The 11,680-nt window shown below is 69.2% G+C and carries 14 protein-coding genes; 4 read left to right on the forward strand and 10 right to left on the reverse strand.

The genetic code is table 11. The features are described 5' to 3' along the window. Nucleotides 1–173: 173 nt before the first annotated feature. Both FA740_RS06780 and FA740_RS20330 read right to left on the reverse strand, forming a co-directional pair. The gene (locus tag FA740_RS06780; protein ID WP_246053496.1) at nucleotides 174–863 is read right to left on the reverse strand and encodes a haloacid dehalogenase type II; all 690 of its coding nucleotides are present in this window, start codon (nucleotides 861–863) and stop codon (nucleotides 174–176) included. Between the two features lie 241 nt (nucleotides 864–1,104). Beyond that, nucleotides 1,105–1,239, reverse strand: a complete 135-nt coding sequence (locus FA740_RS20330; protein ID WP_277355193.1) for a hypothetical protein — start codon at nucleotides 1,237–1,239, stop codon at nucleotides 1,105–1,107. Nucleotides 1,240–1,500: 261 nt separating this feature from the next. Here FA740_RS20330 and FA740_RS06785 point away from each other — a divergent pair, with 261 nt between their 5' ends. Both FA740_RS06785 and FA740_RS06790 read left to right on the forward strand, forming a co-directional pair. Continuing rightward, on the forward strand, nucleotides 1,501–1,977 hold the full coding sequence (locus tag FA740_RS06785) for a DUF421 domain-containing protein (protein WP_136856024.1): 477 nt from the start codon (nucleotides 1,501–1,503) through the stop codon (nucleotides 1,975–1,977). A 67-nt stretch (nucleotides 1,978–2,044) separates the two neighbouring features. Then, entirely contained in the window at nucleotides 2,045–3,253 is a 1,209-nt protein-coding gene (locus FA740_RS06790; protein ID WP_211243653.1) for an MFS transporter, read from the forward strand. Nucleotides 3,254–3,271: 18 nt separating this feature from the next. Here FA740_RS06790 and FA740_RS06795 read toward each other — a convergent pair whose 3' ends face one another. The 7 genes from FA740_RS06795 to FA740_RS06815 all read right to left on the reverse strand — a co-directional run bounded on the left by FA740_RS06795 (nucleotide 3,272) and on the right by FA740_RS06815 (nucleotide 9,318). Next, a complete protein-coding gene (locus FA740_RS06795) occupies nucleotides 3,272–4,909 on the reverse strand; it encodes a TonB-dependent receptor (protein ID WP_246053497.1) in 1,638 nt (545 codons plus the stop codon). Then, nucleotides 4,906–5,385 (reverse strand): TonB-dependent receptor plug domain-containing protein, encoded by a 480-nt coding sequence (locus tag FA740_RS20015; RefSeq protein WP_246053498.1) that lies wholly within the window; start codon nucleotides 5,383–5,385, stop codon nucleotides 4,906–4,908. Before FA740_RS20015 ends, FA740_RS06795 begins: the two co-directional genes overlap by 4 nt. A 117-nt stretch (nucleotides 5,386–5,502) precedes the next feature. Next, nucleotides 5,503–6,303 (reverse strand): ABC transporter ATP-binding protein, encoded by an 801-nt coding sequence (locus tag FA740_RS06800; protein WP_420873136.1) that lies wholly within the window; start codon nucleotides 6,301–6,303, stop codon nucleotides 5,503–5,505. A gap of 2 nt (nucleotides 6,304–6,305) precedes the next feature. Next, the gene (locus FA740_RS06805) at nucleotides 6,306–7,331 is read right to left on the reverse strand and encodes a FecCD family ABC transporter permease (protein WP_136856027.1); all 1,026 of its coding nucleotides are present in this window, start codon (nucleotides 7,329–7,331) and stop codon (nucleotides 6,306–6,308) included. Continuing rightward, complete coding sequence (locus FA740_RS06810; RefSeq protein WP_420873133.1) at nucleotides 7,328–8,134, reverse strand: FecCD family ABC transporter permease; 807 nt, start codon at nucleotides 8,132–8,134, stop codon at nucleotides 7,328–7,330. The genes FA740_RS06805 and FA740_RS06810 overlap by 4 nt, the downstream gene beginning before the upstream one ends. Before the next feature lie 39 nt (nucleotides 8,135–8,173). Further along, nucleotides 8,174–8,335: a hypothetical protein gene (locus tag FA740_RS20415; protein ID WP_338119659.1), complete on the reverse strand. Its 162-nt coding sequence runs from the start codon at nucleotides 8,333–8,335 to the stop codon at nucleotides 8,174–8,176. After that, complete coding sequence (locus FA740_RS06815) at nucleotides 8,332–9,318, reverse strand: iron-siderophore ABC transporter substrate-binding protein (RefSeq protein WP_136856028.1); 987 nt, start codon at nucleotides 9,316–9,318, stop codon at nucleotides 8,332–8,334. Before FA740_RS06815 ends, FA740_RS20415 begins: the two co-directional genes overlap by 4 nt. A 118-nt stretch (nucleotides 9,319–9,436) precedes the next feature. Here FA740_RS06815 and FA740_RS06820 point away from each other — a divergent pair, with 118 nt between their 5' ends. Together FA740_RS06820 and FA740_RS06825 are read left to right on the forward strand one after the other, a co-directional pair. Continuing rightward, nucleotides 9,437–10,087 (forward strand): pyridoxamine 5'-phosphate oxidase family protein, encoded by a 651-nt coding sequence (locus FA740_RS06820; RefSeq protein WP_136856029.1) that lies wholly within the window; start codon nucleotides 9,437–9,439, stop codon nucleotides 10,085–10,087. 116 nt (nucleotides 10,088–10,203) lie between these two features. Further along, nucleotides 10,204–11,280 (forward strand): siderophore-interacting protein, encoded by a 1,077-nt coding sequence (locus tag FA740_RS06825; protein WP_136856030.1) that lies wholly within the window; start codon nucleotides 10,204–10,206, stop codon nucleotides 11,278–11,280. A 48-nt stretch (nucleotides 11,281–11,328) separates the two neighbouring features. On the opposite strand, the gene FA740_RS06830 is transcribed toward FA740_RS06825, so the two are convergent. Beyond that, complete coding sequence (locus tag FA740_RS06830) at nucleotides 11,329–11,634, reverse strand: hypothetical protein (protein ID WP_211243654.1); 306 nt, start codon at nucleotides 11,632–11,634, stop codon at nucleotides 11,329–11,331. Nucleotides 11,635–11,680 lie beyond the last annotated feature (46 nt).

Raw genomic sequence — 11,680 nt, forward strand, 5'->3', positions numbered from 1 at the left:
GCACCGCCGACCAGATCCACGACCTGCCCGAAGACCGTCACCTGATCCTGTGCCAGCGGGCCGTTCGGCCCCAGGGCCGGAAGCGGCCCCTCCTTGTCACCGGACAGGTGAAAGAGGCGGTTTCGACACGCCGGTTGCGGACCCGCGAAAAGCCGCGGGGACAGAATTGCGTCCTATCGACCGCCCCACCGCTGGACGATGGCCTGCGCCAGGGTCCGAAGGTCAGGGGCCACCACATCGGGGTGCGGCACGCCCGGCAGGACCAGCGGGGCGTTGACCCCATGCGTGACCAGCGCGCCCAGCCCCCCCATCGCCTGCATCCCGATCGTGTCCCACGCATGACAGGCCACCAGACACAGATCGCGCGGCGACATCGCCAGCGCATCCGCAACCTGCTGATAGGTTTCCGGCGCGGGCTTGAAGCGGTTGGTGGGCTGCACGCTGAAGCTGGCCTCGACATACGGCGCCAGTCCCGCCCGCTCCAGCGCCGAGGGCCCCCTGGCCGGCGGCGAATTGGTCAGCGTCACCAGGCGGAACCCCTGCTGCGCCAGGTGATCCAGCGCCCAGGCCGCGTCGGGATGCGCGGGCATCGACCCGATCGCGTGGCGCAACGCGCAGCCCTCCGCCTCCGAGATGGCAACCCCGCGGATATCCCCGGTCATGCGCAGGACCGCGACCGCAAGCGCGCCGAAATCGCTGCGAAGCCCGCTGATCGTCAGGGTCTGCGAATAAAGGATCAGCTGTGCGAACCACTCCCGCATGACAGAACCGTCGCCAAAGATGTCGTGAAACAGCGGGCACAGGTGATCCAGATCCAGCAGCGTTTCATTGACATCGAACACCAGTATCGGGCGGTGGGGCATGAGCATGGTCCTTGAGTGCGGTTGATCTGAAACCATCCGTTCCGAAAGTCGTTCCCTGCGCCGCCGATCCAAGCGTTCCAGCGAAAGGCCGCATTCCTGACCCACACCAGCCCCCGCAGCCCCGGATGTCCATGCCGTCATGATCGACCGCACCCCCTCTGCCCGCACCTGGACACCCCAATCCAGAGAGCGCGTTCGTGATGCAGCACGACGCTCCGGTCCGCGACACGGCGTGTCCGGTTCAGGCCGCCGATGCTGTCACCGGCCCCAGCATCCCGGCGCCGTCGGGGCGAAAGGCGCTGCCCGGCCGCGCCCCCGAGGCGATCCGGCGGCTGTCCAGTTCCGACGCCTGCCCCGCCTGCCATGTCAGGACCACGCCCCCTTCGGCAATCCGGCCCGCGCTGGCCGGGCGGCTCAGAGGTCACGCCCGGTCACCCCACCGCACGACCCGCTCCAGCGGCGGGATGCCATGGGGCGGCTACTTGCGCGCACAGAGAAAGGCGCTGGCGACACAACCATGCGTTCCTGATGCCCCGCACCGCAAATGGCCTCCGCGCGCGGTCACCTTGTCTGCCGCCTGCCAGCCTGCGATGCAGGGCCAGTCCGCCACACCGACAGATCACCGAAGGGAGGCACCATGCCCGATCCGATCCTATTCGACAGCTGGCCCAGCCTGATCCGCATCCCGCTGGTCGGACTGCTGGCCTATGCCGCGCTGATCCTGATGCTGCGTGTCTCGGGCAAGCGGACGCTGAGCAAGATGAACGCCTTTGACCTGATCGTGACCGTGGCCTTGGGGTCGACCCTGTCGACGGTGCTGCTGGACGACGGCATCCCGCTGGCCGAGGGGGTGGCGGCGGTGGCCCTGCTGATATGCCTGCAATACGCCATCACCTGGGCCTCGGTGCGGTCGCCGCGCTTTCAGGGGCTGATCAAGGCAGAGCCAACCCTGCTGGTCCATCGGGGCCGCTATCTGCCCGACGCCATGAGACGACAGCGCGTCACCCAAGACGAGGTCCAGGCCGCCTTGCGCCAAAGCGGACAGTCGGACATCGACGCGGTCCTGTGGGTCATGCTGGAGACCGACGGCTCGATGACGGTTGTGCCGCGATGACCGCGACCAAGGCTCGACGGTCGCCGGTTTTGCTGAAACGATGGGCCGTCGCCGCAAAGGACCGCCCATGACCGCACCGTCGCAGCACCATCGTCCCGGGGCGGTCGCGGTGATCTCATTGGCCCAGCTGTTCGGGACCTCGCTGTGGTTCAGCGCGAACAGCGTGACCGAGGGGCTGATGCTGTCCTGGGGCGCGACGGTCGCGGATATCGGCATGCTGACGAATGCCGTTCAGATCGGGTTCATCGCAGGCACCCTGATCATGGCGCTTGGCGGGCTGGCGGACCGATTTCCGGCCAGCGTGATCTTTGTGATCTCGGCGCTGGCGGGGGCGGCGTTCAACCTGGGCTTTGCCCTCATCGCCCAGGATGTCGTGACCGGGGCGGCCTTCCGCTTTCTGGTGGGCCTGTCCCTGGCCGGGATCTATCCGATCGGGATGAAGCTGATCGTCAGCTGGGCACCGGACCGGGTCGGCCAGTCGCTAGCCCTGCTGGTGGCGATGCTGACGCTTGGCACCGCCCTGCCCCATCTGCTGCGCTCCACGACCGGGGCGCTGCCCTGGCACTGGGTGGTCGCCGGATCGTCGGGCCTGGCCATCATCGGCGCCGCGCTGATCGCCCGGTTGGGCGACGGCCCCCACCTGCCCCGCCCCACCCGCCGCGCGCGCAGGCCCGACGCGCGTCACCGACCGGCAGTCATGGATGCCTTTGCCGTGCCCGCCTTCCGCGCCGCCGCCCTGGGCTATTTCGGACATATGTGGGAGCTGTATGCCTTCTGGACCCTTGTTCCGCTGCTGGTCGGTGCGACGGGGCTGGCCGCGGTCTATCCCGCGCTTGGGGTGGCGGGGCTGTCCTTCCTGATCATCGGGACGGGCGCCCTGGGCTGCCTTGCGGGCGGCCGTCTGGCGACGGTGATCGGCAGCGCACGGGTCGCCCTGGGGGCGCTGATCCTGTCGGGGGCCTGCGCGGTCGGTGTGGCCGTGTTCTGGCAGGGGCTGCCCCCGGCGCTGCTGCTGGGGTTGCTGCTGGTCTGGGGCGCCTTGGTCGTGGCGGATTCGCCCCAGTTCTCGGCGCTGTCGGCGCGGGCCTGCCCGCGCGATGCCGTGGCAGCCTCTCTGGCCATCCAGAACGCGGTCGGATTTGCGATCACCGTGGCCTCGATCACGCTGACCATGGCGCTGTTCCAGAGGATCGGACCGGCCGCCGTCTGGCTGCTGGTCCCCGGTCCGGTCATCGGCGTCCTGGGCTTTGCCATCGCGGGCCACCGGGGACGCTGACCATCCGGCCAGCCTGCATCAGAATCGGCTGCGCAGGGTCAGCGCGACCTCGCGGCCGGGGTTGTAGTAATCGGCGCTGCCGCGACCGACGACGTGCTTTTCATCCGTCAGGTTGTGCACGTTCACCGCCAGCTGCGTGCTGTCCGTGATCGCATAGCTGTAGGCGGCGTCCAGCAGCAGCGCGGCCTGGCTGCGACCGTTGTTGTTCTGCGTCGCAAAGAAATACGTGCCGGTATAGCGCGCGCCCAGGCCAAAGGTCATGTCGCCCCGTACGCCCGCACCGGCCAGCGTATAATCCACCCAGACCGAGGCGGCGTGATTGGGGACCGACCCCATCTCGTTGCCGACGATGTCCACGCCGCGGACCGGGTTCGACCGCAGCACCTGGCTGTCGGTGTAGGAATAGGCCGCAAGCAGGCTCAGATCCGGGGTGATCTCGGCCTTGGCCTCCATATCGACGCCGCGCACCCGGATCTCTCCGACCAGGGAGCGATCAAAAGTGTCGGGGTCGACGACCGTGATGTTGGTCTTGCGCAGATCATAGACCGCCGCGCTGAACAGGGCGTTCATGCCTTGGGGCGCGTATTTCACGCCCAACTCGTATTGGTCGCCGCGCTCGGGCTCGACCCCGAGGGCGGGCGGCGCCACCGATTCGGCATAGCTGACATAGGTCGAGATATCGGGCGTCACCTTCCAGGTCAACGCCGCCCGGCCCGAGGTCTCGGCATAGTCGTCATCCAGATCGGTCGCGGCCAGCAGGTCCGCCTCGCGCAGGGTCAGGCGGTCGTGACGGGCCCCGACCGTCAGGATGAAGCGGTCGTCTAGCGACAGGTTCTGCTGGGCAAAGACGGCCTTGTTCGTGCTGTCCCGGCGCTGGTCCAGATAGGGCACCAGGCTGTCCGGCGCACCGGTATAGACCGGATCGCGCGGGTCGATCGGCGCGGCACCCGCGAAATACGAGGTCTGGTTCGACGACACGTCGCGATATTCGATCCCGGCCAGGGTGTTGCTGTCGATGCGTCCGAACTGGCGGGCATATTGCAGAATGACGTGGCCCGCGCGTTCGTCGGCCGCGCCATCGGTCGCGATGAAACCGCGCCCGACGGGAAAGACCCCGTCATCGCCCGCGATGTAGACATAGCCGTAATCATCCGCCGTGTCGCTATAGCGCAGGTTCGACCGCAGGGTCAGCCCGCCGCCGAAATCATGGTCGACGATGACGCTGGCGGTGGTGCGGTCGACGTTGAGATAGTTGAAATCCGGCTCGCCCAGGAACAGGCCGCGGTCATAGTCGCCAAAGCGCGGATAGCCGCCGCCATTCGGCGTCGCATCCTGCTTCAGATGGTCCACGATCAGACTGACCGAGGTCACGTCGCTTGGCTGCCAGGTCAGGCCGCCCATCAGAAAGCGCCGGTCATCGCGCGAGAAATCGTATTCGCGGGCGCTATCCTGAACCTTGCCGGTCAGCCGCCAGGACAGGGTCGCGTCGGGCGTCAGCACGTCGCCCACGTCAAAGCCCACCTCCTTGCGGTCATGCGATCCGACGGTGGCAAAGACATCGGCGATCCGCTCGCCCCGCGGGCGCTTGGTCACGAAGTTGATCGAGCCGCCCGGATCGGCCACCCCGAACAGGGTGGAATTGGCGCCGCGGATCACCTCGACCCGTCATAGGCCAGGGGTTCCTCGCGGATGCCGCGCATTGACCCCAGGGTGATCCCGTCGCGATAGGTCGAGGCCTGGAACCCCCGGATCAGGAAATAGTCATTGCGGTCGTCGGTCCCGTAATAGTCGCTGATCGCGCCCGCGGAATATTGCAGCACATCCTCCAGGGTGCGGGCATCGCGGCGCTCGATCTCCTTGCGGGTGATGACCGAGACGGAGGCGGGCGTGTCCAGGATGCTGGTCGCGATCTTGCCGCCGACCGCCATCTCCTGCGCGACGACAGTGCCTGCATCGTCATCGCCGCCCGACACGTCCAGCGTGATCCCGGGCAGCAGGATGACCGGCGAGAGCCGGGTCGCCTCGGCCTCCTGCGCCAGGGCCGCGGGCGGGGCCGATAGCAGGGCGATGGCGGCGCAGCAGGACAAAAGCGCGCGGCGACAAGGCCGGCTGGCATGACGGGAGGAGGGCATGGCGAATCCTTATGGAAATAGTCGGACTTCCTGCGCTCTATGCCCGCCGGACCCGTGCGACAAGCGAAGGGGATCAAAGTTCCACTGCCGTTGCCGAAAAGCGACAGATTCAGTCAACTACTCGGCCGCCAGCCTGTGACGCCCGATCGGCAGCATCATCGGGCGGCCCGACACCGGGTCGCGCATCACCCGGGCGGACAGGCCAAAGACCTGGGCGATGGTCGCCTCGGTCAGGACCGCGTCCGGGCTGTCCTGGGCATGCACCCGCCCGGCCCTCAGCGCGATCAGCTGGTCGGCATAGCGCGCCGCCAGGTTCAGGTCATGCAGCACCATCACGATGGTCGTGCCGCGCCGGGCGTTCAGATCGCACAGCAGGTCCAACAGCTCGATCTGGTGGGCGACGTCCAGATAGGTCGTCGGCTCGTCCAGCAGCAGCAGGTCGGTGTCCTGCGCCAGCGCCATGGCGATCCAGGCGCGCTGGCGCTGTCCGCCCGACAGCTCGTCCACGGTCCGGTCGGCCAGATCGGTGATCCGCGTGGCCTCCAGCGCGGTGGCGACCGCATGGTCGTCCGCCGGGCCCCATCGCGACATCAGGCCGTGATGCGGATGCCGCCCGCGCCCGACCAGATCGGCCACGGTGATGCCTTCGGGCGCGATGGGCGATTGCGGCAGCAGGCCCAGAACGCGGGCCAGCGCCCGGGTCGGCATGCCGTGGATCGCCGCGCCGTCCAGCGCGACCTGCCCGCCGCGCGGGCGCAGCAGGCGCGCCATGACCCGCAGCAGGGTCGATTTTCCGCAGGCATTCGCCCCCACGATGGCCGAGATGCGACCGGGCAGCAGGTCGATCCCCAGTCCCTTGATGATGGTGCGGTCGCCGTAACCGGCGGTCAGATCCTGCACCTGCAGGCGGTGGTTGATGGTCACAGCGACCCTCCGGTACGATTGGCGCGGATGATGAGCCAGATAAGGAACGGCGCGCCAAGCGCCCCGGTCACGACGCCCACGGGATAGCGGGCGGGCAGCAGGAACTGGCCCACGTAATCGCCCCCCAGCACCAGGATCGCCCCGGTCAGCGCCGCCGGGATCAGCACGGAACCATGCGGCCCGATGATCCGCAGCGCGATGGGGCCCGCCAGAAACGCGACAAAGGCGATCGGCCCGGTGACCGAGGTGGCGACGGCGATCATGCCGACCGCGCCCATCATCACCGACAGCCGCACCGCGCCGACCCGCACGCCCAGGGCCGCGGCCATGTCGTCGCCCATGCGCAGCGTCTCCAGATCGCGGCTGCGCGACAGCACCAGGCCACCGAACAGCACCAGGGCTGCCAGCAGCGGTCCGGCCTGTTCGATCCGCACGGCATTCACGCTGCCGCCCAGCCAGCGCAGCGCCTCCTGCAGGCTCCAGCCGGGGGCGCGGACCAGCGCATAGGCGATGAAGCTGTTGATCATCGCCGAGATTCCGATCCCGACCAGGATCAGCCGCGCGCCGCTGACCCCATCCCGAAAGGACAGCAGATAGATCAGCGCCGCCACCCCCAGCCCCGCCGCGATGGCGATGATCGACAGGCTGGCACCGCTGACCGACAGAAAGACGATGGCAAAGACCGCCGCCGCGCTGGCCCCGGCGCTGACGCCGATGATGTCGGGGCTGGCCAGCGGGTTGCGCAGCATCACCTGAAAGGCCGCGCCGCCCAGGCCCAGGCACATCCCCGCCAGCGTCGCGATCACCGCCCGCGGCAGGCGCAGCTGCCCGACCGTAAAGCTGGCGCCGGGCACGTCCTGCCCCGCCAGCACGCGCAGCACATCGCCCGGCGGCGTCAGGCTCTGCCCCAGCATCAGCGTCAGCGCGAACAGCCCCGCCAGCATCCCGGCCAAGGCCAGCATCACGATGCGGCGGTGGGCCAGCCGACGGTGGCGGCCCGGAGTGGCAAGGGTCGCGATCATAGCGCGCGCAGCCGCTGGCGGCGCACGATCCAGATGAACACGGGCGCGCCGATCAGCGCGGTGACGATGCCGACCTCCAGCTCGCTTGGGCGGGCCAGGATGCGGCCCGTGATGTCCGAGGCCAGCAGCAGCCCCGCCCCGCCCACCGCCGAGGCCGGCAGCAGCCAGCGATGATCCACCCCCAGCAGCAGCCGGCAGACATGCGGCACGACCAGCCCGACAAAGCCGATCGGCCCGCAAACCGCCGTCGCCGCCCCACACAGCAGGATCGCACCCAGGGAGGCGCCCGCACGCGCCAGCGCGACCTTTTCCCCAAGGCCCGCGGCCAGGTCGTCGCCCAGGGCCAGAAGGTTCAGCTTGCGTGCCGACAGCAGCGCCAGCACCAGCCCCGCCCCCAGAAACGGCAGCACCAGCAGCGTCCAGTCCAGCGTCGCGCCGCCCACGCCGCCCACCTGCCACGACTGCACGCCCCCGGCGATATCCGCGCGCGGCAGCACCACCGCCAGGGTCAGCGACGACAGCGCGACCGAGGTCGCAGCCCCCGCCAACGCCAGCTTCAGCGGCGTGGCCCCGCCCCGCCCGATCGAGCCGACCGCATAGACGAAGGCCGCCGTCAGCCCTGCCCCCAGGATCGCCAGCCAGATATAGCTCGACGCCGCGCCGATCCCGAACCACGCGATTCCGATGACGACCGCCAGCGCGGCGCCGTTGTTGATGCCCAGGATGCCGGGATCGGCCAGCGGGTTGCGCGTCACCCCCTGCAGGATCGCCCCCGACAGGCCAAGCGCCGCTCCGGCCAGCACCGCCAGCAGCGTGCGCGGGACGCGCAGCCCGGCGGCGGCCTAGCCAATCGTCTCGGTGCGCCCGGCCAGCCCGCCCAGCACCTCGGCCAAGCCAAGGGACCGCGTCCCGACCGCGATGGACAGGACCGCCAGCAGGCACACCACGGCCAGGGCGCCCAGCAGGATGGCGCCACGCGGAACGGGGGTAGGGCGGGCGGTCATCGGACGGCGCGGGCTGCCTCGGCCAGCGGGCCGACGTAATCATCCAGCACCCAGGGGATCGACAGCGGCGTCGGATTGGCCCCGGTCCCCGTGGCATCATTGCCCAGCATCACCAGCGCCCCGGCGGCGACCGCGGGCATATGCGCGACCAGCGGATCGGCCATCAGCCCGGCCCGCAGCTCTGGCCCGCCATAGGAGACGAAGATGTCCACATCGTCGAAACTGTCGATCAGCTCGGCGCTGGTTTCGCCGGAATACTGGCCGGGCCGGGTGGCGTCGCGGACGCTTTGCGGCATCGACAGACCCAGATCGGCAAAGAACTTCACCCGCGTGTCATTGGCTGAATAGAACCGGATCACGCTCAGGTTGGTGGTGTCCAGATGGGTGATGAACATGGCCGATGTCCCGGCCAGCTCGGGATGCGCGGCGGCGGTGTCGGCGATCTGCGCCTCCAGCGCCGCGATCAGGGCCGCGCCCTCGGATGCCATACCCAGGCCTGCGGCGTTCAGTGTGATCACCTGGCGCCAATCGGTGGCCCAAGGGGCGTCCGGATAGGCCACGACCGGCGCGATCTGGCTGAGCGTGTCGTAATCGGCCTGGCTCAGCCCGGAATAGGCCGCCAGGATCACGTCCGGCGCGCTGGCGGCGACCGCCTCGAAATCGATGCCGTCGCCCTCGTCGAACAGCGGCGGGGCATCGGCGCCCAGCTCGTCCAGGCGGGCCTTGACCCAAGGCAGCAGGCCGTCGCCATCCTCGTCCCCGAACCCCACGGCGGCAAAGCCCACCGGCACGATGCCCAGGGCCAGCGGCACCTCGTGATTGGCCCAAGCCACCGTCGCCACGCGCTCGGGTCGCGCCGGGATCACGGTCTGGCCAAAGGCATGGTCGATGGTCAGGGGAAACGCGGTCTCGGCCCCCGCAGGGACGGTCGCACCGGCGATCAGGCAGGCTTGCAGCAGAACGGAGCGGAAGATCGAGGCCATCGCGATTACCTTATAGATTCAGTCGGGCTTGTCACGGCGCCTTGGGCTTGTCAACATGTCCGCGCGGCGCAGACCCGGCGTGACGCATCACCGGCCCGCGCCAGCAAAGGAGACACCCATGACCGACACCCGACTGAAGCCGGAATTCCTGGTCCGGGACGAGGCCGCGTTGCGCGCCCTGTTCCCCAAGGTCCACGATCTGGCCCTGCGCAAATGCCTGGACCGGCTGGACCCCCATGCGCGCGATTTCATCGCCCGCGCGCCGTTCCTGTGCATCGGCACGCAGACACCGGACGGCATGGCCGATGTCAGCCCGCGCGGCGATCCGCCAGGCTTCGTCACGGTGCTGGACGACAAGACGCTGCTGATTCCCGACCGGCCCGGCAACAACCGGCTGGACAGCCTGTCGAATCTGATCGCCAACCCGGTCGTCGGCCTGCTGTTCCTGATCCCCGGTTTTGACGAGACCCTGCGGGTCAACGGGCGTGCCGCCCTGACGCGAGATCCCAATCTGCTGCGGATGATGGCGGTCAATGACCGGGCCCCCAGGCTGGCCATCGCCGTCACCGTCGATGAGGTCTTTCTGCATTGTGCCAAGGCCCTGCGCCGATCCCGGCTGTGGGACCCCGCGCACCATCAGGACCGGGCGCAGATGCCGACCCTGACACGGATCATCCTCGATCAGACCGCGGCCCCGCCGCAGGACCCGGCCGAGATGGCGCGTCTGGATGCCGGTCTGGAACAGGCCTATCGCGACTCCATGTATTGACCGCACGGTGCGGCACCCGATCCCTGCGATATTGCCCATGCCGCCGCCATCGGCTAGAGGCGGGCGCAGCCAGGCCCGTGCCGCAGCCAAAGAAACCTCTGACCCGAGAGACCTTGATGCTGCATGCGCAAACCCGGCTTTCCCATCCCGACGGCGTCCGCGCCATGGCCCAGTTCGCCGCGGACCATTCGGAATACATCTTCGGCGGCCCGGACGGCCCCTGGGACATGCCGCTGTCCCTGGGCCGCCTGCGGGTGCATCGCGACGGCGACGGGCTGGCCGTCCTGGCCGATGGGGTCAACCCGATCGGCCTCAGCTATATCAAGCTGATCTTCGTCGATCACATCCGCGAATATCTGGCGCAAGAGGTCGAGTTCCAGTGGCAGGGCGACGGTCAGACCGAAGGTCTGCCGCCCTTCTTCCGGCAGGCCACGGTGACCGCATCGCGCCGCGTGACCCCCGCGGTCCAGCGCGTCACCCTGGCCGTGCCCGACCTGCAGGCCCTGCCCATGGACGAGCTGCATGTCCGCCTGCTTTTGCCCCTGCGGAACCGCCGCGCGGACCTGCCGCCGGTCTGGCCGGTGCTGACGGCCAGTGGCGCGCTCAGCTTTCCCAAGGACGACGATGCGCTTATGGTGCGGGTCTATACGATCCGCACCGTCGATCTGGCGCGCGGCCAGCTCGAGATCGACTTTGTGCTGCATCAGACCGACGCCGATTCGGCGGCCAACTGGGCCGCGTCCTGCCGTCCCGGCGATGTGGCGGGCCTGCTGGGTCCGGGGGGCGGCCCGCTGCCCGCGGCGCCGCATCTGCTGTTGCTGGGGGACGAGACCGCCCTGCCCGCCATCGCGCGCATCCTGGAATCAGTGCCCGACAGCACCCGGTGCGACACGATCATCGAGGTGGACGGCCCCGAGGACGAACAGACCCTGGCCCGCCCGGTCGAATGGCTGCACCGGCGCGGCGCGGAGCCCGGCACGACGGACCTGCTGGCCCAAGCCCTCGCCCGTCGTCAGCCGGTCGAGGGGATGTATGTCTGGGCGGGCTGCGAGTTCTCGGCCTTTCGCGCGCTGCGCCGCCATGTCCGCTCCGACTGGAAGCTGCCGCGCAACCGGCACATGATCACGGCCTATTGGCGGCGCGGCCTGGGCGGAGAGATCGCCGAGGAACCCCACCACACCCCGCCCTCCTGACGGGATCGCCGCTTCCCCGTTCGACGGGCCGGACAGCGGCAGGTGCGGTCAGCCCGTCGAACCGCCCCTGCCCGCGACCGGGAACATGTCCTCACCATATTGATGCAGCTTGACGTGATGCGTCCGGCACAGCCAGCGCACCTCCAACGGCCGTTCATAGCGGTCGTGATGCGCGTCCACGGTCGCCGCGCCGCAGACCTCGCACGGCGCCTTGGTCAGGCGCCCGGACGCCAGCGCCCGCCGCACCGCCAGATGGGCACTGTATTTCAACAGGTTGGCACGGCGCCAGTTGGTCTGGCGCGTGTCGCTGGTCAGCACGGGCGCGGCGGGGTCCGCGGGCGTCCTGTCTGTCATCGGGTCCTCCCTGCCGCATCCGTGTCGGGGCTCTGCGGGTGCCAGC

Source organism: Paracoccus hibiscisoli, assembly GCF_005048265.1.
In the GTDB taxonomy this organism is placed as follows: domain Bacteria; phylum Pseudomonadota; class Alphaproteobacteria; order Rhodobacterales; family Rhodobacteraceae; genus Paracoccus; species Paracoccus hibiscisoli.